General features: G+C 35.2%; 20 protein-coding genes. 9 read left to right on the top strand and 11 right to left on the bottom strand.

Annotated elements, in window-relative coordinates; all coding sequences use genetic code 11:
* Positions 1-448: 448 nt before the first annotated feature.
* From JO950_RS16470 to JO950_RS16430, 9 genes are all read right to left on the bottom strand, one after another.
* Entirely contained in the window at positions 449-901 is a 453-nt protein-coding gene (locus JO950_RS16470) for a hypothetical protein (RefSeq protein ID WP_202703621.1), read from the bottom strand.
* A 184-nt stretch (positions 902-1085) separates the two neighbouring features.
* Positions 1086-1346, bottom strand: a complete 261-nt coding sequence (locus JO950_RS16465; protein WP_202703620.1) for a hypothetical protein — start codon at positions 1344-1346, stop codon at positions 1086-1088.
* A 282-nt stretch (positions 1347-1628) separates the two neighbouring features.
* Positions 1629-2207, bottom strand: coding sequence for a DUF4833 domain-containing protein (locus JO950_RS16460; protein ID WP_202703619.1), 579 nt, complete (start codon positions 2205-2207; stop codon positions 1629-1631).
* Positions 2208-2523: 316 nt separating this feature from the next.
* Positions 2524-2955 carry a GtrA family protein gene (locus tag JO950_RS16455; protein ID WP_202703618.1) on the bottom strand — a complete coding sequence of 144 codons (432 nt, stop codon included), beginning with the start codon at positions 2953-2955 and terminating at the stop codon, positions 2524-2526.
* On the bottom strand, positions 2945-3643 hold the full coding sequence (locus tag JO950_RS16450; protein ID WP_202703617.1) for a CDP-alcohol phosphatidyltransferase family protein: 699 nt from the start codon (positions 3641-3643) through the stop codon (positions 2945-2947). Before JO950_RS16450 ends, JO950_RS16455 begins: the two co-directional genes overlap by 11 nt.
* A 153-nt stretch (positions 3644-3796) precedes the next feature.
* Complete coding sequence (locus tag JO950_RS16445) at positions 3797-4603, bottom strand: phytanoyl-CoA dioxygenase family protein (protein ID WP_202703616.1); 807 nt, start codon at positions 4601-4603, stop codon at positions 3797-3799.
* A 231-nt stretch (positions 4604-4834) separates the two neighbouring features.
* Positions 4835-5623 carry an SDR family oxidoreductase gene (locus JO950_RS16440; protein WP_202703615.1) on the bottom strand — a complete coding sequence of 263 codons (789 nt, stop codon included), beginning with the start codon at positions 5621-5623 and terminating at the stop codon, positions 4835-4837.
* Positions 5624-5876: 253 nt separating this feature from the next.
* The gene (locus JO950_RS16435; RefSeq protein ID WP_202703614.1) at positions 5877-6860 is read right to left on the bottom strand and encodes a hypothetical protein; all 984 of its coding nucleotides are present in this window, start codon (positions 6858-6860) and stop codon (positions 5877-5879) included.
* 234 nt (positions 6861-7094) lie between these two features.
* Complete coding sequence (locus tag JO950_RS16430) at positions 7095-7925, bottom strand: M57 family metalloprotease (protein WP_202703613.1); 831 nt, start codon at positions 7923-7925, stop codon at positions 7095-7097.
* A 565-nt stretch (positions 7926-8490) separates the two neighbouring features.
* Here JO950_RS16430 and JO950_RS16425 point away from each other — a divergent pair.
* Entirely contained in the window at positions 8491-11205 is a 2715-nt protein-coding gene (locus tag JO950_RS16425; RefSeq protein WP_202703612.1) for a S8 family peptidase, read from the top strand.
* Between the two features lie 355 nt (positions 11206-11560).
* Here JO950_RS16425 and JO950_RS16420 read toward each other — a convergent pair whose 3' ends face one another.
* Positions 11561-13759, bottom strand: a complete 2199-nt coding sequence (locus JO950_RS16420; protein ID WP_202703611.1) for an alpha-galactosidase — start codon at positions 13757-13759, stop codon at positions 11561-11563.
* A gap of 835 nt (positions 13760-14594) precedes the next feature.
* Between JO950_RS16420 and JO950_RS16415 the strand changes: the two genes are divergently transcribed.
* The 8 genes from JO950_RS16415 to JO950_RS16380 all read left to right on the top strand — a co-directional run bounded on the left by JO950_RS16415 (position 14595) and on the right by JO950_RS16380 (position 22862).
* Complete coding sequence (locus tag JO950_RS16415; protein ID WP_202703610.1) at positions 14595-16610, top strand: hypothetical protein; 2016 nt, start codon at positions 14595-14597, stop codon at positions 16608-16610.
* Positions 16611-16992: 382 nt separating this feature from the next.
* Positions 16993-17346 carry a hypothetical protein gene (locus JO950_RS16410; protein ID WP_202703609.1) on the top strand — a complete coding sequence of 118 codons (354 nt, stop codon included), beginning with the start codon at positions 16993-16995 and terminating at the stop codon, positions 17344-17346.
* 159 nt (positions 17347-17505) lie between these two features.
* Positions 17506-17886, top strand: a complete 381-nt coding sequence (locus tag JO950_RS16405; protein ID WP_202703608.1) for a heavy-metal-associated domain-containing protein — start codon at positions 17506-17508, stop codon at positions 17884-17886.
* Between the two features lie 33 nt (positions 17887-17919).
* Positions 17920-18408: a TlpA disulfide reductase family protein gene (locus tag JO950_RS16400; RefSeq protein ID WP_202703607.1), complete on the top strand. Its 489-nt coding sequence runs from the start codon at positions 17920-17922 to the stop codon at positions 18406-18408.
* 1 nt (position 18409) lies between these two features.
* Positions 18410-18937 (top strand): heavy-metal-associated domain-containing protein, encoded by a 528-nt coding sequence (locus JO950_RS16395; RefSeq protein WP_123923531.1) that lies wholly within the window; start codon positions 18410-18412, stop codon positions 18935-18937.
* A 2-nt stretch (positions 18938-18939) separates the two neighbouring features.
* Positions 18940-19746, top strand: coding sequence for a hypothetical protein (locus JO950_RS16390; RefSeq protein ID WP_202703606.1), 807 nt, complete (start codon positions 18940-18942; stop codon positions 19744-19746).
* Between the two features lie 48 nt (positions 19747-19794).
* Positions 19795-21768 (top strand): thioredoxin family protein, encoded by a 1974-nt coding sequence (locus JO950_RS16385; RefSeq protein ID WP_202703605.1) that lies wholly within the window; start codon positions 19795-19797, stop codon positions 21766-21768.
* 347 nt (positions 21769-22115) lie between these two features.
* A complete protein-coding gene (locus JO950_RS16380; RefSeq protein WP_202703604.1) occupies positions 22116-22862 on the top strand; it encodes a ThiF family adenylyltransferase in 747 nt (248 codons plus the stop codon).
* Between the two features lie 177 nt (positions 22863-23039).
* Here the strand turns inward: JO950_RS16380 and JO950_RS16375 are convergent, their stop codons facing one another.
* Positions 23040-24077, bottom strand: a complete 1038-nt coding sequence (locus tag JO950_RS16375; RefSeq protein ID WP_202703603.1) for a hypothetical protein — start codon at positions 24075-24077, stop codon at positions 23040-23042.
* Positions 24078-24159: the final 82 nt, after the last annotated feature.

The raw sequence follows: 24159 nt of genomic DNA, 5'->3' as shown, positions 1-24159 counted from the left end.
AAGATATAGATTTTTTCGCATTACTAAAGTACTGCAATAAATTGCAGGGTTTTAAACCCGAATCTGAGACCAATAAACAAGAACTTAACGTAAAAAGTCGGGAGACTTTTATCCCGTTTATAATTTCTAAGGAACAAAAAAGAACGCAAAGTCAGAGACATTTGCGCAACATTACATGAGAACACTTTGGAGAACTGGACAAATCTTTTTTGCAATCCATGTAATAAATTTTTCTTGAAAAAGTTTACGTCTTTAATCTTATCATTTGTATAATATGTTATAAACCTTCCTTTTTTATCACCATGATTATATTCACCTTCAAATATTAATTGTTTGGTTTCATTATCAAACACTCGCCAATATCCCTACTTATGACCCTTTTTGTCATATGTTTGTGCATTTAAGAAATGGAAGAAAAAACAAAACAACAGTAGTAAGTGCAGTCTACTCATCGTATAATATCTAAAAAATCTAAGATATTGCCTAAATTAAAAAAAGAGCTTTTCTTTGATTTTTCAAACAAATGTTCTCCTATTAACATTTTTATCTCATTTTTACTGGTACCTAGATCCAAATGATAGATCTCTTTTTGTCTGGATTGAATTTTTATCAATCCGTTTTCAAGTTCCGTAAATGATAAAAGCTCTTTTTGAGCTTGAAAAACCAATCTGTTTTCATAATTAAATAGTCTAATCATATTTTCATCAATTTCTAATTCTGCGATTTTATATTTATTTTTTAAATAAATCTTATACGCTTTATAAAAGAAAAATAGTGAAAAAATAAAACTTAAAATCTTATACCCCTTAAAGGAGGCAAGAATTGCTAAAAATAGAAGAACAACTACTACAAAATATTGCAATGAAGAAATATTAGTTGAAACTTTATAACGATTTATCATAGTTTATTTGGGTTTAATCATTTTTTTTACCTCTTCGAAGGTATTAGAATTTTCTTTATTATCAATAATGTTTTCAAAGGGAACATCAATTTCTTGAGCTTGATTAAAAAATAAAAAACCCCTCTATTGAGGGGTTTTATTGTAATAAAAAAGTTCTAGAAACATTGTCTAGTCTTGTCAAACTTTATACCAAAGTTAAATCACTAAGTTCATCAGCTAATCTGTGTAACCCTTTAGATATTAATTCCATTTTTTCACTAGATAATGGAGCTAATCCTTTGGTATATTGTCGGAATAAGCTTTGATTTATTTCTGCATAGTGTTCTGCAAATGCAGATTTATTGATTACATTAAAATAATCAAACACTTGCTCTAAATCAATTTCATAGGAAATACTAAAATCTCCTATTGTAACGATTTCTCCTTGTTCTTGTAGATATTCCACTCTACGAAGTATTTTTCTTTACGTTGCGCAAATATCTCTGACTTTGCGCCATTTTAAACAAATATAATTGAAAAACAGAAACTTCATAAAGTCTCTTGCTTTAAAAACAACTTTCTTAGAATACTTCCCTGAATGTAAAAAAATCCACGACAATAAATAAGAACTAAACGTAAAAGGTGGGGAGACTTTTATCCCGTTTATAATTTCTAAGGAACAAAAAAGCGCAAAGTCAGAGACATTTGCACAGCTTTTTAGGAGAACACATGAAAGAATAAGAATATCTTATTTTAACAACATCCTTTCGGTAATGGTTTTATTGGAGAGCGCCTCAATTCCGGTCACTTCGGCATACTTTACATTGGGTAGCCAAAAAGAACCTCCTTCAATGCGCACAAATATTTTTTCTACCTGTATTTTTTTCTGGTTTACATTTGCAAAAACATGGTATTTTTGATCCACCTCTATCTTTTTCAAGGTTAAGGCCAATTTTTTATATGACACAAATTTAAACTCAAACTCCTCATTTTCGAGAGTTTTAGTTTCTATTCCGTAGGCAAATTTGCGTTGTAAATAATTGAAATCTTTTTTTTCTCCTTTCTCAGCATATCGAATCCAATACGCTTTTATAGGATTGCTTTTGTTTATTTTTCCATTTTCCTGGTAGTTTATGGCATAAATAGCCGTGTTTATATTGGGATCTCGCTGAATATAGAATAGCATATTATCTACATTCTTAGGCGTTGGGAAATTTAATGGCGATGGATTTTTGGATTGTGCCAATAGATTTCCTGAAATTATAGGTACTAAGATCGCTATAACGATCAGTGATTTTGTAAAATCTTTAAAGGATAATTTGTTCATAAACTAAATTTTATATAACCTATTGATTTCTTTTATTTTAACACACTTCGACTCCGCTCAGTACAGGCTAGAAACATAGAGTTAGGACGCTTAAAAAAGGCGCTTCACTTGTTTAAAAGAAACATAGATGGTTATGTGTGAAACTAGTTTCTTTTTATCTTCTTCTATTACACATATCCCGATGCATCGGGACTATCTGTTTAATATTTTTCACGCAGATTTTGCAGATTTTCAAATCTCTCCATTCTGTTAATCTGTGGCTATTTTTTCAACACATAGAAAAAATATGAATTACAACCAACTGGCTATTTCTCTATTAATTTGATTCGACTACGTTCTGTTTTTTGTTTGCTCTAAAAACCCAATATTTAATCAGTGGGTAATTAAATCCATAAGAGACAAAACTATCTGTGATTAATCTTCCAATTCTATAATCGATTTGAAATACTTTCTGAAAAATAAGGGTCCCAAATGATTTTAAGGAAATGCTCCCTAGTACCACTAAGGCAAATTTAAAAAGCTGGCTGTTGATGTGGCTGCTATAACCCGATTGATTTTTAAACACCCAGATTCTATTGATGCTGAAATTAATAACTGCACCAACGGTCCCGGAAATTAGAATAGAAAAGGCAAAATGCACTTGAAATACTTCTGTTAATAAAATCATCAGACCATAATCGGTAATACCGCCTAAAAATGCCGCAACTTGTGCTTGCAGAAAAGTAAAAACAGCTTTTTTACTGAACATATCGGTCCTGGTTTTTATCTCTTAAATCACCCAGTTTTAAAAGCCTTACACTATCTATCGTATTAATTACAAACAATACAATAGTTATCAAGCCCGCCAAATAGGTGATTGATCCATGAAATAAAATTTCTATAATTAAAATTAAAGCAATAATAAATCGAAGCTCAGTTGGACCAACAAAACCGGAATCGATACTGTATTCATTTGTAATTTTGTAACGTAACTGACTGATGATGATAGACCAGCCATACAATGCCACAAAAGCAAAGGCTACTATTTGTGTACCATTTTTAGCATAAATGTAGTAGCCAAAACCTATAAGTACAATACCAATCCAATCGGCAATAATATCGAGTGCAAAACCGTACCAACGGCGTGGAATATTTCTATAATAAGCCAATCTTCCGTCTAAAGAATCACCTAACCAATTTATAATCAACCCAATAATAGCCAAAAGCAAATACCAATCGGTGACGTAAGCCCCTAAAACAAAGGCTAAAAAAATCAATCCGGAACCAAGTGAACCAATTAAAGTGAGTACGTTTGGTGAAATGAATTCAGGTACCTTCGGAAGTAAAAACACAATCGTTAACTGTTCTGCTCTTTTTAAAATATTAGTCCGCTTACGGTCTGAAAATGCTCTTTGTACAATTGCACTATACTCTTCAACTTGTGTTTTTTTTCCCATTAATAACGCAATATTTGTAAGCCTGAGAGTATCGCTAATTCCAGTTTAACCATTTTTAACTTTATTTTCCTTGGCGTATTTTTTAAAAAATCGGCAGTTTTTTTTAGCTTACCTGATCTAACCAGATAACTAAATGCGAGGACAAACAGCATATTACTTAACAATTCCCGCAAAACGTTGATAAAAAACCGTTGGGCTATTCTCGTTTTTCGGAGCGTATTTTCCTGCTATTATTGGAACATAAATAACTCTCCTTCTACTCTCTTCGCCACGGATAGTTGATTCTGCCACTCTGTGCCACAAACGACCATCGTGAATGGTTAAATCTCCTGCCTCCGGAATGATGGAAACTTCCTCTGAATCGGCATTATGATCTAAAAAGTATTTTTTACGAAAAAGCATTTGGTAAATACTTTGCTTGTGAGTGCCCGGAATGATTTTAAGACCTCCATTTTCGGGTTTCAAAGTACTTAAGTGAATCCCCACATTTAACATCGGGTTTAATTTTGCACCATAAAAAATATCTCTCAAACCATCTGTATGCCAGCCCATTTTAGTAAACTTACTTTCCGGCCCATTGATATAATGATTAAAAACCATTCCGTCTTTTTCTTCAGTGCCTAATCTTGCACCCTCGCCTGCCAATTGCAATAAACTATCAAATCTTGGATCCAATAAAAGACCGCTTAAGGTTTGGTGATGCTGATTGATAAAAGCAAAACGCTGCACAATAGGAGAACCATCTAAATCTTTTCCGTATTTAATTGGAACGCCATTTACCTTTTTAAGCTCATTGTCAATCCATTTTTGCTGTACTTGTTTTGAGGCATCAATGATTGATGAAACCGTTTCCGGATTTATAAATTTTTTGAAATGGATAAAGCCATATTCGTTGAAAAAGTCAATTTGCTCATCTGTTAATTGCTCAGTAAGGGTAAAAGTTTTATAAGAAGATACCATAATAAATATATTTAATAAATGAAATAATAGTGTTTGTAATTTTATCTAAAAGATTAGCGACAGCAACAACAGCGACACATTCGCATGTTGTTTACTTGCATTCGTTCTTTCGGAAAACTAAACATATTTCTTTTATTAGACATACTCTATAGAATTAGTAGATATTAAAACGAAGATAATAATAATTTATCTTTTGCAAAGCATATTTTCTTACTTTTTTTTGAAAAAAAATTAAATTTTATAAATTCCGGCGGCCGTTTTTTCGATAAATCCCTTTGGCAGCAAGCGGTTGGCGTACACCGAAATGATATTTGTAAAACCCGGAATAACTTCTGATTTTTTGCTGAACATGGCTTTTACGGCAATTTTTGCAACTTCATCCGGTTGCATATTAAACTTTTCAGCCATTTTGTTAAAAGGATTCAAACCGGCTCTTGCAGCAAAACCGGTATCAACCGGACCCGGACTAAAACAAGTTACTGAAATTGAAGTTTTGACAAGTTCGAAACGCAAGGCACGGGTAAACGATAAAACAAAAGCCTTTGTAGCGGAATAAACGGCCAGCGTAGGTACGGCCTGGTAAGCAGCAGTACTCGATATGTTTAAAATGTAGGCTTGTTTTTCCTGTGAAAGTATAGGTACTAATAAATGTGATAGTTCTACAATTACATTCATGTTAAGCTGCATCATGCCAAGCTGATCGGTCAGTGAAGACTCACTAAAATTGCCCCACACGCCATAACCGGCATTGTTAACTAAAACACCAACCGGATAATTATTCATTTTTACCCAATCGGTAACTGTTAGCGATGCACCAGCCAATGAAAGATCAATTACCAAAATTGGAGCGTTGATACCGTATTTCACCTGAAGATCCTCAGACAGTGCTTTTAATTCGTCTTCTCCTCTTGCCACTAGCAATAGCGGATAACCTTGTTTAGCCAATTCATAAACAATCGATTTTCCAATACCTTTGCTGGCACCGGTTACTAAGGCATACGGTTTAATTTTTTCGCTCATTTTATTCATTTAATCCTCAAATATAAAAATTAATTACTCCCAACGGATTAATTCTTACCTACTAACTCATAAGATAAAGAATACCATCCCGCTTTCTCTAAAACTATTTTTTTGATATTCTGCCAACCGTCAAGAAAACAACTTGCGTTTAAAAAATGAGGTACAGATTGTTCAATCGTAACTCCGATGGCTCCACAAAAAAAAGGAAGATATTAAATACCTTCCTTTTTTATAGGTCATTTTTTTTAATAACCTAAAGATGTTTTCTAACATAGTTGATAATATCCTTAATTATCTCCTCTACGGCATTTGCTTCAGGGCTAAATTTGCTTCCGTCAAAATATCTGGCATCAGTACCATTTCCGGTAGGAGAGCAATGATGTACATCAATAGAGTTTCTCCAAAATTCAGCATGATTTTTCCACTCCTCCTTATTGACCAAAGCGGGTTCTGTGAACCAAAGGTTCCATGACAAGGTATTTCCCGGCTGAAGCATATTTCCTGAACCAATGTTAAAAGCTTTCATAATTAATTGATTAAAATCATCAACTACTTTATCTTTTGTCAGCTTAATATCTCCAATTTCAACGGCAAGATAGGCCGTAGCAAATGCTTTACCCTCATGTAATGCAAACGGAGGATTTTCAAATTCAGGATTTAATCCGTGTATCACTTCAAAGATGGGCTGATCAGGATCATTCTGCTTGTGTGTAGTGACTCTTATTGCATTATCTTTATTCAATGGAAATTTTGGAAAACTATATTCCAATAGCGGCCAAATCTCTTTGATCTTATCGCCTTGTTGTTCATTTGGTGTCAGCCAAATTTTACCTTCAACGGTCATGTCTATGGCAACCTCTTTTGTTACTTCGTTCACCCAACCTCTTTGTCCGGTAACCGTAACCTCAACATTGATACAAATTTCATCTTTAAGCCAGACTCCCTGTTGAGGACAGATAACTGAATATACCCGACCTTCATCAGTATAACCCGCTCTGGAAATGTAAGGCGCAAATTGTTGGTAACATCTTCTCTTGTTAGGACTGTCTTTTTGGGTTTCCCAACTAAACTCAGGCCATCTTACACCAAGTTGACGTTGTAAAAAACTAATGTTATCCATATTACTTAACATCGGTAATGAGGAAAGATCCCGGGTTGGATACAACATAGGTGAACCTGCTGGTGGAAATCCACCAACCCATCCTATTGGAATGGGTGAATTTTCATTGTTTTGCATGATTTGTCGCTTATTAGGGTTTAAGTAATAAATCTAGTACAAAATATAGTCTTACAGCTACGTAGAATTACCTGTTTTATTTTTAAATTATCCAAAAAAGTCAGGAAGGATACAGGGGATTCAATACTCCCATCCAACATAAAAAAGTTTAAGCAGTTAGTAAAAATAAAGTGAGGCTGCTCCAATTACGGAACAGCCTCGAATATTTTGCAAAGGACGCCTCTAATTCAACTTCTAATATAGATAATTCAGAGCTGTAACGTCGTTAGCATTGAAAGCTCCTGTTTCATTTGAGCTGAAACATGCTCTCATGTATGAAGTCGAATCGTATCCTGTAGGAGTTCCTGGGATATGAATTGCTCCAACACCAGCAGCTCCTTCGTTTGAATTTTGTCCACAGCTTTGACGGCTAAAATAGTCTGTATGACGTAAACCAATACAGTGACCAATTTCGTGCGCTGCTACGTGTGCGTTTACATTTACTGAATAAGTATCTAATCCAGAATACAATGTAACAGAGTTAAAAGGATTTCCTCCAGTAGGGAAACCGGCTACTCCACCAGCACCTCCGGATTGTCTTCTTACTACTATGTTTGCACCTGTAGTACTTGAACCGAAAGTTAGTGTAAAGTTAATCGTCAATCCTAAGCTATTATATCTGTTCACTGCTGCACGTAATCCGGCTTGCATATTAGCAGATAAAGCTGTCGTACCTGTTCCGGTTAATCCGACAATTTTAATAGTTTTTGGAGCAGCTACTAAATTAGTAGTGCGGTATTGCTCCGTTGTGATACCTCCGTGAAGATCCATTTGTTTCAATTGTGCATCAGTGATGATGATATCACCTTCAACCAGGTAAGCATCTTCAGTGGTACCGTCTAATTTGGTATTTTTAATTACTTGAACATCTTTGTTGTTCAATGCAAGTGAGCTAATTTTATCTAACACATCTTGTGATACTGTTAGAGCTTCTTTACTTGGCTGAGTTACCTCATCCTCTTTATTACAAGACAATAGCGATAGCGCTATACACGACAAAAGTAAGGTTGTTTTAATTGTTTTCATTTAAAAGTGTTTTGGTTAGTTAAATAAGTTGATTTTTAGGGTCTTTACAAAATATTACTACTTTATTGTCAAAACTACATAGATTTAGTATTAAAATACTTATAAAAACAATAATTTAACAAATTAAATGTATTTTGTTAAATTATTTTCTTATTTTTTATGCGGTAATCGCATAAAATTCACTATGAGCCCAATAAAAACAAGCAATCGATTACAAATCAACACCTTACTCCAAAACAAAACCTACAAAATTATTAATTTTAGATTTCGTATACTTCGCGGGTGAAAACGAATCTGATAAACTTTCAACAGCTTTGAAATACAACTGAAAGCTCTTAAAAGTGGACATAGCCTTCTAAAATCACGTATTTCGAACGAAATAAAAAGGAATAAAATTTTTACAAATATTTTGATAACTTTGATTTTTTAGCGACGATATTCAATTCAATTAGAAGTATTTAAAAAATATTTTATCTTAAACAAAAAAACAATACACCGCTAAAAAAGTCCGCTTTTGTTAAAATATCGATCAAAATGTTCACAATTGCCCTAACACCTACAGTAAATGAAGATAAAAATTACGTTTTTCCTTTTTATAGCAACGACAATCTGTTTGTCGCAAAACTCCAAAAAATGGGAACAATACTTAAAGAAAGAAAGTGATGGAACATTTGAAAAATACTCTCTTACCCCTATAGAAAATGCACATCGCAATCAGTATACTATTGTAAAAAAATTAGACGCTACCTATTGTATTGTTGAAAATAAAAGTTCAAAATACAATCGATCGTTGAAAGAGGTAGTTCCCGTTAATAATTTGTGGAAATTGCCTTCAGATTTTTCAAATCATCAAGAACACAAAAAATACATCATAGCCACTAATGCTATTGAATCATTACTTGCTGATTTGAAACTGGCGAACATTTCTACTATTAAAATACTTAATGATCGTCTTGTAATCCTGGAAAGTGATTCCGAAACGATTCTTGACAAGATTATTTCCTTGAGCAGCGTCACTGCTGTTTCACAAGAAGCACTGCAACCTCAAAGCGAATCAAAAATAACGGATCAAAATTTCACTATTAATGCTGTAAATAAAGCGCTTATTAATTTCCCTCTTCTCACAGGCGAAAACCAAATTGCCTCTATCAAGGATGACCTTTTTGATCTAAAAGATGTTGATCTCTTCCATAAACATATTCCTTCCTCAACACAATCTTCTACCGTATCCAGCCACGCAACTGCTATGGCCACTATAGTTTCCGGATTGGGAAATAGTTCTGTTTTTGGAAAAGGAGTAGCCATAAAAGCAAAACTGCAATCGTCTGACTTTTTGAATATCTATCCTGATGAAATAGCAACTTTACAAGGGGCTACCACTCAAAATCATTCTTATGGTACAGTGATTGAAAATTTTTATGGTTCACTCGCAAATGCTTACGACAATCAATTGGCATTAAATCCCGATTTGACTCATTGTTTTTCCTCTGGTAATAAAGGATTGGAAGGCTATAAATCTATTACCGGCAATTTCAAACAATCTAAAAACAGTATTGCCTTTGGCTGCGTCGATCAAAACGAGGTCATCCTGTCTTTTTCGTCGAAGGGTCCTGCTTATGATGGCAGAATAAAACCGGAGTTAGTCGCTTACAGCTCGCAGGGCACATCAAATTCTACTGCATTGGCCACAGGGATTATCACTCTTATGAAGCAACAGTATAAAACGATACATAATACTGCTTTGTCTAATGCCTTAACGAAGGCCATTCTAATTAATAGTGCAAAAGATTTGGGTAACCCAGGTCCTGATTTCACCTATGGTTATGGCAACATCAATGCTGATAAATGTCTGAAAACGATTAGTGAAAACAGATTTATAACCGATAAATTGGCTTCCGGTCAAACGAACTCACATACTATTACAGTTCCTTCTAATGCAAAAAACTTAAAAATAACCTTAGTCTGGAACGACTTACCCGCAGCTATCAACAGTACTATAAGTCTGGTAAACGATTTAGATCTCGAAGTTATTTCGGCCGATCCTACTACTTTTTTACCCTGGGTTCTGAATCCTGAAACTCCTCAGCAACCTGCCACTAAAGGAAAAGACAAACTGAATACTATCGAACAGGTATCGATTGAAAACCCTACATCCGGCACCTATACTATTACTGTTACTGGCACGTACGTCTCAAATGCTTCTCAGGATTACAGTATCGCCTATGAATATGAAACGAAAAATGGTTTTGAATGGAATTATCCAGTGGCTAATGATAATTTCCCTTATGATGGTAAAATAATTTCTCCTTTCAAATGGAGCTCTTCCTTTTCTGGTGTTAATGGGCAATTGTCAATTAGCTATGATAATGGGCAAACCTGGGAAATTATAGCAAATAGTATCAATTTAGATAGTGAACAATTTAAATACACCCCCACAGAGAAAAAATTCTCGAAAGCAAAACTAAAAATGACCATTGGTAATACGGATTATGTTTCGGATCCCTTTACGGTTTCTTATGATTTAAACATTAGAACCAGTTTAGTATGCGATGGCACAACAGAAATTAATTGGGACAAACCTGCTGATGTTGCTTCGTTTAAAATTTATCAACTGACAAATGACCGTTTAGAGTTTAAAGAACAAATAACGAACAACAATTATGTCTATACTGACGCAAAAATTTATACGGTTACTCCTGTGATAAATGATAGCGAAGGAATAAAAAGCGAATCGACTTTACAGTATGATCAAAACTCAAATTGCTACTTTGAATTGGCTTCAGCAGAAGTTTTCGAGGAGGATCAAATAAAGGTCAGTGCCAATGTTTTTAGCTTGTACAACATCAAAAGAATAGATTTAGTCAAGATTAATAACTCAGCCGAAAATGTGATTAGTACTCTAAACGACATCCAATCAAAAGCTTTTTCTTTTCTGGATACAACTCCAATAAAAGGCAATAATAAATATAAAATCAATATACTATTAGGAAGCAATACTACCATAAGTTCCCAAATTATTGATGCTAACTATTTAGGTGATGATTTGTTTTTGATTTACCCAACACTACTAAGCAAAAATGAAGAATTAAATATTGAAGCCAAAAAAGAGGAAGCTGCTACTTTTTATCTCTACAATGTTAGCGGGCAAAACATTGTTACTTCTTCGTTTCTTTCTAAAATCAATAGTATCAATTTGAAAAATACGCCCTCTGGAATTTATCTCTATAAAATAGTAACAAGTTCCGGCGGGGTACAAACCGGAAAGATTGCGGTTTTTTAAACTGTTTTCAGATAATCTAACGCTCTTCACCTGTAAATCATTAACCTTTTGGGTGCAGTTATTAAAAAGATCACTTAACACATCGTTTATGTGAAGAAAATTTGTTTCCTTCTAATATCATTTTTTTTGTACATAGAAATCTATGTTCCTAGGTGTATTTTTTTTTGCAGATTTTCTAATTTTCTAATCTTTTTAATCCACTAATCTGTGGCAATTACTTTTCCAAACAGCCAACTGGTTATAATTATTCATTTGAAACTATTTCCTTTCTGCTTCATTATCAAAATAAAAAAGCCCTTCGAAATGGAGATTTTCCCATCGAAAGGCTTTTCGTCTATACAAAAAACTAATTTAACTACAATTCAGTAATTTCGAGAACGACGCTGGTTTCGACCTTAGACGAAGAAACCCGTAAACCAACATTCATTAAATAATCTCCCGTAAAAGATTCTCCGGATTCTTCGACTGATTTCTTTGCCTCGGGCATTAGGTTTATTTCTTCCACTTTATAGGTTTTATTTGGATCTAATCCTTGAAAACGAACCGGATTGTACTGCGGATCATAAAGTGGATGAAGTGTGTAGGAGAACAAAACCGCTTTGCTTTTTGACTCGTTCACATACATTAATACGGCACGGCTTTCCTCATAAGGAGAGACCATTCGGTACAGGTCGCCATGCCAAATTACCGGACTCAATCGTTTATAATTGGCCACGGCTTCCTGGCAATATTTCAATTCTTTTTCTTTCAGCTCTTTTACATTAATATCAAAACCTAATTTACCCATCATCGCCACATCAGTCTTGAATTTGATGGACTGATTTCCCCAAGAAGTTACATGGTTACAAATTGAGAAGGCGGGAAAAAACTGCGAATATCCCCATTGTATGAATACTCTGTTGAAAGGATCGGTATTGTCGCTTGCCCAAAACTCTGTAAAATATTGAAGTAATCCGTAATCGGTTCTGCCTCCTCCTCCGGCACAAAGCATCATGGGTAAATTTGGATATTTCGTTTTAATGCGGTCCAAAACTTTATACAAACCTCTGGTGTATTCAATAAACAAATGTGATTGCTGATTTTTCAGATAAGCCGAATAAGCATTAGTCATCATTCGGTTACAATCCCATTTAAAGAAAGCTACCCCTTGTTTTGTCTGCATAATATCGTCTACTGTTTGGAATACGAAATCCTGCACTTGCGGATTACATAAATCTAAAACCAATTGGGTGCGGTAATAACTTTCCGGTCGGTTGGGCAATTTTAATACCCAATCCGGATGTTTCTCGTACAATTCACTTTTCGGATTTACCATTTCGGGTTCGATCCAAATTCCGAACTTTACTCCCGTTTTTTCAGCCTCCTGCATAAGGAAACCAATACCATTTGGCAGCTTTGTTTTAGTAGCCTGCCAATCTCCAAGTCCTGATTTATCGCCGCTTCTTGGATATTTATTTCCAAACCAGCCATCATCCAGCAAGAACATGTCAACGCCCAACGTTTTGGAATCCGCAAACATATCGGTCAATTTTTTTTCATCAAAATTGAAGAAGGTTGTTTCCCAGTTGTTCAATAAGGTCAGACGAGATTTTTCTCCATCTTTTATTCCGTATTTTTTGGCCCATGAATGCAGGTTTCTACTCGCCTGTCCCTTCCCTTTATTCGAAAAAGTATAAATAAAAGAAGGTGTTGTAAATACTTTTCCAGGCTGAAGATTATACTCAGAAGCAAACGGATTGATTCCGGAGCTGATTCGAAGCGAATTTTTATTGTCCAATTCAAAAGCAAGCTTAAAATTTCCGGACCAGGCAATCGTTCCTGCCACAAGTTCACCCGAATTCTCATTGGCTTTAGCATTTAAAGACAGAAAAAAAACCGGTGTTTGATACATATCCGTACGAACCCCTAATTTTGAGTCAATTACTTTGGTACCACTCGTTAACTCACTTTCCTGCATGCGAGCCTCTTTGGCCCAGTCTCCGTGAAATTGAGTCAGCCAATAATGATCGGCATCAAAATGCAGCATCGATGACGCATAATTGTACAACATAACCGGTTTCTTTTCATGGTGTATAATTTCAGTCCATTGTTCTATTGTATTCTCGTTATAAAAAGCCTTATAATGCAGTGTAACTTCTACCGGATATACAGGATCTTTAAGTTTGATAATCGTTTCGGTCGTGTTGGCATCTAATTTTTGTGTACTATGGCTTACATAGTTTAATTCCAGAGAGGGATTACCGTCATTGTGAGTCATTCGAATTGCGGGTTCAAACAAATTCTCTGTTCCAAAAGTCGGGTAAGCCTGATGCCTTAAATTAACCAATGGATTTCCATCGTTAACCACAAATGTTTTGGTATTCTCTTTCGAAACCGCATTGTATCCTGAATTATCTCTTAGTTTCGTCCCTAAATAAGATTGGTACAGCAAGCCATTCTTTCCTACCTTTAAAATCAAAGCAGTATTTTGAGTCTCCATCTGAATTTGTTCCTCCTGCGCATTAGCTTCACAAAACAGAAATGTAAGGAGTAATAGAAATAGTATTTTTTTCATAAAAAGGGTTCGATAATAGTAAATGGTTGGTTTGTGGTATTCTTTATTTTATTCGTTTAATCTAAAATGAATTTCAAAAGTATAACAATCAAGCATCCGTACACACCGGTACCTACCAGTTTGTTCTGATCTATACCAAAAAGCATTTTTCTTAAACAAGATTATACCTATAATTATAATACTATATTACCCTGTTTTTATTCTATAAAACACCATTACTATTAATAAAGTAAAAAATCTAATGAAATATCATTTGATATTCTTCGAAGCAAAACCTATATTTCTCCTATCTCAAAAAGCGGATTTTTCAAGCCCTGAAAAGAACCTCATAACAACAGTATTTTTAATCTTTTAACTTTACTATTTCCGGTCCTTTTTGTACTGTAGGCAACCTCATCTTTTTTCCTCACTGTTGAACAATCCGATTGGTTTTTATTTTCGCAAAACGTAAAAAACCTTCATAGCAAACCAATCTTAACTTTCTACTACCTAATCCTATATTACCCACTTTACTTTTTCTGTTGGTCTCTACTTTCTAAGCATCCTCAAAAAAACCGGTAGGAACTGTTCTCTTAAAGAATAGAACATTTATACTTTTGGGTTGAACAATAGCTATAAAACTATACTCCTATAATAATGAAAATTACCGCCCGTAGAAAAAAGATGACATCGAAAATTACCGAACAGTTGTTAATTCAGGACAAAAAGCAACTGCGTCTTTAAAACAAAACCAATAAAAAATTTATCTAAAGAACAACACAAACAAATACTACTAATACGATAAATAACAAGCTGCTGGCGGTAATTATTCAACATCTATAAAAAAACAATTCTAATGAAGAGATTCTTTGAGAAAAAACAAAAACACATTCTATTCGTCCTTGTCGCTTTTTGCTTCGTAGCAGGCAAAGCATTTTCGCAGGAAGACCGACGCTGGCTCATCAATCAGGACGGTACTATTTCCTGGCAGATCAACAACAACATTCCGCATGACGATCATATTGAAATGAGTGGTAAAAAAATCTCCTGCGTTCTAAGGTATGGCGTTGCGGCGGATGGTTCGTTCCATGCGACCCGCAGTATGGTCTGGCCCATGCTCAGAACCATCCCTAATAATACTCATGCCAGTTTAACACGAAGGTTTGCACAAGACGGTTTTAATTTGGTCACCGTAAACTACAAACCTATCGTGGCAGAAAAAGTGACTTCACTAACGCTGAACGGAACATTACTCGTTAAGAGTAAAGCCGGCAATACACTGGAATTGACCCGGCAATTTTTCCCGTCGACCACTGTAGCCGGTTATTGTGAAATTTATACTCTTAAAAACATAACTGAGAAAACCTGTATCGTAGAAATTCCAAAATCGAATACCGTTTATACCACAGATCCCGAAAAAGGAACGGAAGGTAGTTATACTTTGCATGTTGACCTCTCTAATTCCGGGAGTTTTAATCTTAAAACCAATGAAGCCGTTAGTTTTTCTGTTTTCTATTCGGGTGTCAAAGCAAACGAGCAGGTTCCTGTTGTAAATGCCGAAGAAGAAAAAGAAAAACGTACTCAACTCATTCATCAAATATGGAGTAAACTTATCTTAGAAACGCCGGATCCCGTTTTGAATACGGAATTTGCTTTTGCTAAAATCAGAGCTTCCGAAAGTATTTTTGAAACCAAAGGCGGTCCTATGCACGGCCCCGGAGGAGAATCTTATTATGCTGCTATCTGGGCCAATGATCAGGCCGAATATATTGGCCCATTTTTTCCTTTTTTAGGATATGAGTATGGTAATCAGGCCTCCTTAAATGCTTATTTACAATTTGCAAAATTTATGAACAAAGAATACCAACCAATCCCGAGTTCGATTGTAGCCGAAGGAACTGATATTTGGGCCGGAGCCGGTGATCGTGGCGATGGTGCTATGATTGCTTACGGAGCTTCGCGTTATGCGCTTTCGAGAGGAAATACAAATGAAGCCAAACAATTATGGCCCTTGATCGAATGGTGTCTGGAGTATTGCCATAGAAAATTAAATTCTGATGGCATCGTAACATCCGATTCTGATGAACTCGAAGGCCGTCTTCCTGCCGGAAAAGCCAATTTAAATACCTCTTCTTTATATTATGATGCTTTGAATTCTGCTGTTTATCTGGGTAAAGCTTTAGGAAAAAACGAAACACAACTTAAAACCTATAAAGCAGAAGCTGAAAAATTAAAGACAGCTATTGAGAAATATTTCGGAGCTAAAGTCGAAGGCTTTGAAACCTACAAATACTACACAGAAAATGATATTCTAAGAGCCTGGATCTGTACCCCGCTCACGATGGGTATTTACGATCGAAAAGAAGGAACAATTGAAGCCTTATTCTCACCCAGGTTATGGACCAAAGACGGTCTTGCCAGTATTGCGGGTGATAAAATTTTCTGGGACCGATCGACTTTGTATGCTCTAAGAGGTGTTCTCGCCGCTGGTGAAACAGACAAAGCACTGGATTTTCTGCACTACTATTCCAACCGTCGTTTATTAGGAGATCATGTTCCCTACCCTGTAGAAGCCTATCCCGAAGGTGATCAGCGTCATCTTTCAGCAGAAAGCGGATTGTATTGCCGAATTATCACTGAAGGTTTATTTGGCATCCGACCTACAGCGCTAAACTCGTTTGACTTCACTCCACGTCTTCCTAAATCCTGGCCCATGATGAAAATGCGTCACATCAATGCATTTGAACATGATTTTGATATCACAGTAGAAAGAGTGGATAAAAAACTAAAAATAACGGTCTCTGAAGGCAAAAAAATAATCGTTAAGAAAGTTATCAAAGACGGACGTACTATAAATATCAATCTTCAATAAAGTGAGATTGATATTTTAAACGAGTCCTTTTTTTCAAACTTTGATGTACCAGTTGGATTTTTCCGCTGATTTTCAGATCTAATTCATACATTGTAATTTCATACAAGCCCCCCAACTGTATGATTTGCAACACATGATAGTTCTTTAATTTGGTACATCAAAGTATTTTTTACATAAAGATTCCGTTATGCTGTAATATCTTTGACGGCCACAGAATATGTCTATACTTCTTATAGTAAAAAAACGGATCCAATTGATATACGTTTTACGCCACCATTTTTAAGAGACAGATAAATTTCTAACGCTCCTGAATCATTTCTAAAATATTTACAAAAAAATTAACAAGCTAAGCCGGTAAATAAAAATATCTTTGCGAGCAACTATGACAAAGAAGTTTTACATATTGCTATTCGTTACGATTGGTTTCCTGATGGGACCAACGTTTACGTATGCGCATGGAACAAAAAAAGAAATGTCATGTTGCAAAAAAGAATCCGCTGCAAAAGATTGTTGCAGTAAAAAAGATTCGAAAGACAAAAAACATGGCTGTGATAAGAGCTGTATGGGGAATTCCTGTACGCCAACCAGTAGCTGTGCTTTTTCGCCAATGGCAATCTTTCAGGTAGAAAACCATTCTCTTTTTGGTTTTTCTGAAAAAAAACAAACTTACTTTTATTCAGAAATCTTTATTTCTTCAGATTTCCGTTCGATCTGGCTTCCCCCTAAAATAAGCTAGATTTCTTTTGTGACAGCCAAAGGTCTGTCTTATCCAAAAGTCTTTTTAAGGCTTTAATTCAAAACTATTTTTTAATCTTAATCTATTGTCAGAGATAGCTCTATTTGCTATAGTTTCTGCTGTGCTTTAGGATTAATTCATCCAAAAAAAATACATCCAATGAACTCAATAACAAAATTATTGATGGCAATGTCTCTATTGCTATCCGTTACTTTCGCCAGCGCTCAAATTAAAAATAAAACCACTGAAAAAGTAAAAGTAAACGGTAACTGCAGCATGTGCAAAAAAGTGATCGAAACTGCCGCAAACGTTAATAAAGAAGCCAAAGTAATCTGGAACGAAGACACCAAAATCGCTACTGTTACTTACGATGCTCAAAAGACGAATCTTGATGTCATTCTAAAACGCATAGCTGATGCCGGATATGATAATGAAAAATTTAAGGCTCCTAATACGGTTTATGACGAACTACACGGATGTTGTCAATACGACAGAGAACCAAGCGATAAAAAACAAAGTACTTCATCGTCACATCATTAAAACCAATTTCGAGCAAACATAAAAAAAGAAATCATGTTCAAAATAAAAAATATAATCACACTATTCACACTTGTAGCAACTGTTTCTATGACAAATGCACAAATAAAAGTGGGAGATACTTTTCCGGATGTTCAGCTTCAAAACAATAAGAATACTACAACCAAACTAAATTCTTTTAAAGGAAAAACGGTTTTAGTAGACTTTTGGGCATCCTGGTGTGCTCCTTGTCGACTGGTCAACAAAAAGCTAGTTAAAATCTACGATCAATATAAAGATCAGAATTTTGAAATCGTTGGAATATCAATCGATAACGACAAAACAAAATGGTTGAAAGCCATTGAAAAAGACAAAATGAAACACCAGCAATTAATTGATCCAAAAGGCTTTGAAGCCAAAACAGCTCTGACTTTCGGAGTTGAAGCGCTGCCTTCTGCTTTTCTTTTTGATGCATCAGGAAAACTGGTTGCCATCAATCCAACAGAAGCTCAAATAATTGCTCAAATTAAAAAAAACAAAAAATAAGATGAAAACTCTAAATATAAAATTCATAGCTCTTACACTTATCCTATTATTAACAGGTGTAAACTCATACTCTCAAATTACAAAAGCCGAAATAATCGCAACAGGATTAACCTGTTCGATGTGCTCGAATGCCATAAACAAACAGTTGAAAGCTTTTACAGAAGTAGACAGTATCAGTACAGATTTAAATACCAATACGTTTACAGTATACTTTAAAAAAGACAATTCATTGGAGCCTAAAGTCCTGAAAAAAGCAGTTGAAAAAGCCGGTTTTTTTGTTGGGTCACTAGTTTTAACAGCAAAATTTCATGTAGACAAAATTGAGGACAATACCACTCTGAAAATCGATGATGCCACCTATACTTTTATCGATATTAAAAAGCCTGTAGCACATGCCGAAGGGAAGTACAGGGTTTTAGACAAAGGTTTTGTGACGCAGAAAGAGTATAAAAAACTACTTAAATCGTACTCAAAATATCCTGATTACGCGACTGAAAATGAGAATGATTACTATTTAAAAGCCCTTTAAAAATGAGATATTTATCCCTAATCTTCTTATTTCTGGTTTCTTATCAAATTGAAGCACAAGAATTATTTGTAGTAACCGAACCTGCCAGTAATGCTCCGGCGGGTTCTATTGGAGTTCGTGTTGGACAATCCTTAATGGAAAAGAAACTCGAAAGCGGTTCCATGTACAATTTAACCCCGGAAGTTACCTGGGGGATCAATAAAAACCTGATGGTTCGTACCTCAGCTTTTTTAAGCAATCAGGACAATGGACTGGGCCTTAAAGGTGGTGGATTTTATGCCAAATACCGATTCTTTTCGGCAGATGATTTGCAAAGTCATTTCAGGATGGCTGCCTTTGGGCGATACAGTTACAATAACTCTTACTTTAATCAGGAAGCCATAGATTTAGCCAATGGAAATTCAGGTTACGAAGCCGGTTTGGTTGCCACACAGTTGCTTCATAAAGTAGCTATAAGTTCTTCCGTAAGCTATGTGCGTGCTCTTAACAATGCCGATTACAGTTTTCCGGATATGCTGGGCAAAAATGCCATAAATTATACCTTCTCTGTGGGTAAATTAATGCATCCTAAAAAATATACCAGTTACAAACAAACCAATATTAATGCAATGTTGGAGTTTACAGGACAAACTATTACTGAAAATGGAAGATCGTACCTGGATGTAGTTCCTTCGATCCAGTTTATCATCAACAGTCAGGCGAGAATTGACTTAGCTTACAAAAAAGAGTTGTACAGCTCTATGCAGCGTATGGCAACCGATGGCGTTTTCCTGAAACTGGAATATACTTTTTTCAATGTAACGAAGTAAATAAATCCCATTACAACCGGAACAAATCGTTCTGATTAAACCTATAAAATGAAGAAAATAATTTATGTATTATTCCTGTTCTTTGCTTTTGCCAAAGTCCAGGCGCAGATTATAAATCCTGTGAAATGGGAAGCTTCGATCGAGAAAAAATCCGATTCGGAATATCAGCTTTCTTTTAAAGGAACTATCGAGAAAGACTGGCATGTCTATTCGCAATTCACTCCCGAAGATGGTCCGCTTCCGGCTGAATTCCTTTTTCATGATTCCAAAAACAATTATGAACTTATTGGAAAAGCAACCGAAAGCGAAACTCACCGAAAGTTTAATGAAATCTTTGGTGTAGATGAAATTTTCTTTTCGGATAAAGCTGTGTTTACCCAATTAATCAAACAGACCAATCCCGAAAAAGAAGTCGTACAAGTAGAGCTTTCTTATCAGGTATGTAAAGAGAATTGTATTAGCGAAACCAAGTACTTTGAATTCAATCTCAAAACGCTTGAAGCAAAAGAAATTCAGGCAGCTGACATTACAAACGACAAAACCGAGAAAACAACAGTAAATCCCACCATAGAAAAACAAGCGGAATCCGAAAAAACGGATTCCAGTTTGTATATGATTTTCATTATTGCGTTTTTATCCGGTTTTGCCGCACTGCTTACCCCTTGCGTGTTTCCTATGATACCTATGACGGTAAGTTTCTTTACGAAACAAAGTAAAACGAAAGCTAAAGGAATTAAAAATGCCATTATTTATGGTATTTCAATTATCCTGATTTATGTATTTTTGGGCTCCGTAATTACGCTGCTTTTTGGTGCTGATGCCTTAAACGCCTTATCTACCAATGTCTGGTTTAATATTATCTTTTTTATCTTACTGATTGTGTTCGCAGCCTCTTTTCTGGGTGCCTTCGAAATCATGCTACCCAATTCATGGGCCAATAAAGTAGATCAGCAGGCAGATAAAGGCGGGATCATTGGAATCGTTTTTATGGCATTGGCTCTGGCAATTGTTTCTTTTTCCTGCACGGGTCCCATTATAGGAACTCTACTGGTTGAAGCAGCTTCTAAAGGCGGAATTGCACCGATTGTGGGAATGTTAGGTTTCTCATCGGCTTTGGCATTGCCTTTTATGCTTTTTGCCATGTTCCCGGGCTGGTTAAACACATTGCCAAAATCCGGCGGCTGGCTCAATACCGTAAAAGTGTTTCTGGGCTTTCTGGAATTGGCTTTGGCCTTTAAATTTTTATCTAATGCCGATTTAGTGCTACAGCTGCACTGGTTTGAAAGAGAAATCTTTCTGGCCATTTGGATCGCTATATTTGGTACACTGGCTTTCTACTTATTTGGAAAAATAACCTTGCCACATGATTCCCCAACCTCATCCATTTCGGTAGGCCGTTTAGGAGTTGGATTAATCGTACTAACATTTACCATTTATCTGATTCCGGGATTGTGGGGTGCTCCTTTGAAATTAATCAGCGGATTCCCTCCTCCAATGACGTATAGCGAATCTCCGTATGGCGTGGGTGGGAGTGGAAAAAACACCTCATCCGCTGAAAAAGTATTACCAGACGGAGCACATAAAGGCCCTCATGACATCACAGCTTTCACAGATTATGAAAAAGGACTAGCCTACGCCAAAAGTGTAAACAAACCTATCCTTTTAGATTTTACCGGATTTGCCTGTGTGAATTGCCGAAAAATGGAAGATTATGTCTGGTCTGATCCTCGTATTTTGTCCATCTTAAATAATGAAGTCGTTTTAATTTCTTTATATGTTGACGACAAAAGAGAATTACCTCTTGAAGAACAATATGTCTCCAAAGAAACCGGTAAAAAGATTACAACCATCGGAAATAAATGGAGTGATTTTCAAATTACCCGCTACAAAGCAAATGCGCAGCCGTACTATATTTTGTTAGATACGAATGAGGAAAAGCTGAGCAAACCTGCAGGATACACTCCTGACATTACCGAATATGAGCAATGGCTGAAATCCGGTATTGCTAAATTTCAAAATTAAAAGTACCATTTTTTTACATCTGTGCATTTTTTAAACGTTGTGCACAATCGTGGGCTGTTGAAGCCCATAAAAGAGGGAGATATTTAGGTATCTCCTTTTTTTATTGCACTTTCATTTCGTCCTGAGACAAAAGCTTGATCCTAATTTCTGCCACAAAACTAATGGTGCACGAACACATTTTAAAGCAATGACATTTAGTTATTTGGTATTTCGATATTAATTTTATTTTCGATACTTTAGCTCTGATACAGATTAAAAAATGAACAGTTCTGAGAAATTTCAGGATTCCTGTTGTCTCATTTTTCTTTATCAAAAGGATAAATTTTTAACGATTGTAAAAAATAAATATGGAAGAAAGGCACATCAGAAATAGGCTTTACATCAGCCCTGAAGAGCAGGAATTAATAAAAAACACTCCGATATTATTAGGCGGGGCAGGTATCGGAAGCGCTATTGCTGAATGTTTATTGCGATTAGGTTTTGAAACCCTGACCATCATCGATGGTGATGTTGTCGAATTGTCCAATTTAAACCGACAAAATTATACCGAAAACAATATCGCACAACCCAAAGTAGAAGCGCTTAAAGAACGATTATTGTCGATCAACAGTCAGGCAAAAATCACGATTCATAACTGCTTTTTAACACCCGAAAATGTTGGCAATTACATTACCGACCATAAAATTGCGATCAACGCTCTGGATTTTACTTCTGATGTTCCGCTTATATTTGATTCCATTTGTCAGCAGAAAAACATTCCGGTATTACATCCCTATAATTTAGGATGGGGTGCATTGGTATTGGTCATTTCAAAAGATGAAGGTTTAGAAGTTTTAAAAAAGTCAGATGAAAAATTTAGCGAAGTGAATGTTGTCGACTATGTTTTAGAGTATATGCGCTATTGGGAAAATCCGCAAAAATGGCTCGAAGAAATTCTGGACAAATACAAAAAGGAAAACAAAAATCTGTCTCCTCCCCAACTCCCTATTGCATCCTGGCTCGTAGCGGGAATGTGTACCCATATTGCATTTGACATCGCGACCAACACTCCCGTAAAAACATTCCCGGAATTTTATCTGACCTCGCTTAAATAAGGAATTCAAACGAACTTCATTTTTATTATAAAATTAAAAAAAGCTGCATTCAATTATTTGAAGCAGCTTTTTTGTTTGAATAAAAGAGTGAAGTGTTCTCTTCAAGATTTCACATCGATGTATCAATTTCTTTTAACCCGGTTTCTATCTTTATGAATCTTTTCTTAAAGAAACATCCTAATCCGGAATCGAAGCAAACATTGCAATTTCTTTTAAATCTATGTAGTACTCTCCTGAAAAAGGGGATAATTCATTTCCTACTACATTGATTTTTACAAAGTACTTTTCTTTCCCATCTTTCTTAATAATTTTAAACTCTCTCAAATAATTAAACACTATTGCAAAATCATTATAGTCAACAGGTTCTAAATTATCAACATTATATAATTTTATATTAGTTATTTTTTCCAAATACAAATCACCTTGTTCAATATAAATCTCTTCCTTTTTATAATCAAAATTAGGTAAAGTTTTTACAAAACGATCCATACTAACTTTTGCATACAAAAGGTCAGTGTTAAACAAATACATTGCATAAGTAAATTCCGCACTAATACCGGAATTCTCTTGTAATTTAACCAGGCCATCAGTAATTGCATACGATGATTTCTTATTATAACATTCCAAAAAAGATGTGTTCATTACTTTGTAAAGATTCCCAATAAAAAAACCATTCTTATCAATTGTAAAATAGGAATATAAGTCTGGCGTTTCTGAGTTATAATCTTCTCTCGAAATCTCGACATCATGCTTTATATAAGTTTCATAACTTGGTTGATAAGACGTTATCTCTTTTATAAGCCTAATTTTCCCTTCCTTTGTATAATAATGAACGGTATCATATTTTGTTGGAAAATTAATAGTCTTTGTTCTGTCTAAACCCAGTAGGCAATAACAGTCGTTTGTAAAATAACTCTGACTCTCTTCTGTTTTAGAAAGTAACTCAATATCGCGAAGAGATACATACAGCTCTTGATTTTTGTATAGAATCTTTGATCTATTTTTAACCTTATCAAAAGACACAATTTTAACTTTTGACGCATAATCCAAGTGGTACTTTTTATTAGAAGACAAATCTTCAGTAGAAAACAAATCGACCCCTTCAAAATTTGTAACGACTCCATCTGAAGTAATAATCTCTGTAGATGATTTTTCTTTCTTACAGGAAGATATAACAATCAATATTATAAATAGAAGCAATCCTTTTTTTCTCATAAATACGTTTATTTCTTAATTTTATACAACAATATTACCATTACTCGCTCTGATTTTTCTTATTTGAACCTGATATTTATAT

Origin of the sequence: Flavobacterium sp. UGB4466, from assembly GCF_903469665.1 — a bacterium.
Classification (GTDB): Bacteria; Bacteroidota; Bacteroidia; order Flavobacteriales; family Flavobacteriaceae; genus Flavobacterium; species Flavobacterium lipolyticum.
The sequence above is the reverse complement of the archived record's forward strand: the minus strand, read 5'-3'. Positions and strand labels throughout refer to the sequence as shown.

Bases quoted from the DNA above. Each gene is read 5' to 3' on its own strand.
- JO950_RS16470 (WP_202703621.1), bottom strand. From the start codon at position 901: ATGATAAATCGTTATAAAGTTTCAACTAATATTTCTTCATTGCAATAT.
- JO950_RS16460 (WP_202703619.1), bottom strand. From the start codon at position 2,207: ATGAACAAATTATCCTTTAAAGATTTTACAAAATCACTGATCGTTATA.
- JO950_RS16455 (WP_202703618.1), bottom strand. From the start codon at position 2,955: ATGTTCAGTAAAAAAGCTGTTTTTACTTTTCTGCAAGCACAAGTTGCG.
- JO950_RS16450 (WP_202703617.1), bottom strand. From the start codon at position 3,643: ATGGGAAAAAAAACACAAGTTGAAGAGTATAGTGCAATTGTACAAAGA.
- JO950_RS16445 (WP_202703616.1), bottom strand. From the start codon at position 4,603: ATGGTATCTTCTTATAAAACTTTTACCCTTACTGAGCAATTAACAGAT.
- JO950_RS16440 (WP_202703615.1), bottom strand. From the start codon at position 5,623: ATGAGCGAAAAAATTAAACCGTATGCCTTAGTAACCGGTGCCAGCAAA.
- JO950_RS16435 (WP_202703614.1), bottom strand. From the start codon at position 6,860: ATGCAAAACAATGAAAATTCACCCATTCCAATAGGATGGGTTGGTGGA.
- JO950_RS16430 (WP_202703613.1), bottom strand. From the start codon at position 7,925: ATGAAAACAATTAAAACAACCTTACTTTTGTCGTGTATAGCGCTATCG.
- JO950_RS16425 (WP_202703612.1), top strand. From the start codon at position 8,491: ATGAAGATAAAAATTACGTTTTTCCTTTTTATAGCAACGACAATCTGT.
- JO950_RS16420 (WP_202703611.1), bottom strand. From the start codon at position 13,759: ATGAAAAAAATACTATTTCTATTACTCCTTACATTTCTGTTTTGTGAA.
- JO950_RS16415 (WP_202703610.1), top strand. From the start codon at position 14,595: ATGAAGAGATTCTTTGAGAAAAAACAAAAACACATTCTATTCGTCCTT.
- JO950_RS16410 (WP_202703609.1), top strand. From the start codon at position 16,993: ATGACAAAGAAGTTTTACATATTGCTATTCGTTACGATTGGTTTCCTG.
- JO950_RS16405 (WP_202703608.1), top strand. From the start codon at position 17,506: ATGAACTCAATAACAAAATTATTGATGGCAATGTCTCTATTGCTATCC.
- JO950_RS16400 (WP_202703607.1), top strand. From the start codon at position 17,920: ATGTTCAAAATAAAAAATATAATCACACTATTCACACTTGTAGCAACT.
- JO950_RS16395 (WP_123923531.1), top strand. From the start codon at position 18,410: ATGAAAACTCTAAATATAAAATTCATAGCTCTTACACTTATCCTATTA.
- JO950_RS16390 (WP_202703606.1), top strand. From the start codon at position 18,940: ATGAGATATTTATCCCTAATCTTCTTATTTCTGGTTTCTTATCAAATT.
- JO950_RS16385 (WP_202703605.1), top strand. From the start codon at position 19,795: ATGAAGAAAATAATTTATGTATTATTCCTGTTCTTTGCTTTTGCCAAA.
- JO950_RS16380 (WP_202703604.1), top strand. From the start codon at position 22,116: ATGGAAGAAAGGCACATCAGAAATAGGCTTTACATCAGCCCTGAAGAG.
- JO950_RS16375 (WP_202703603.1), bottom strand. From the start codon at position 24,077: ATGAGAAAAAAAGGATTGCTTCTATTTATAATATTGATTGTTATATCT.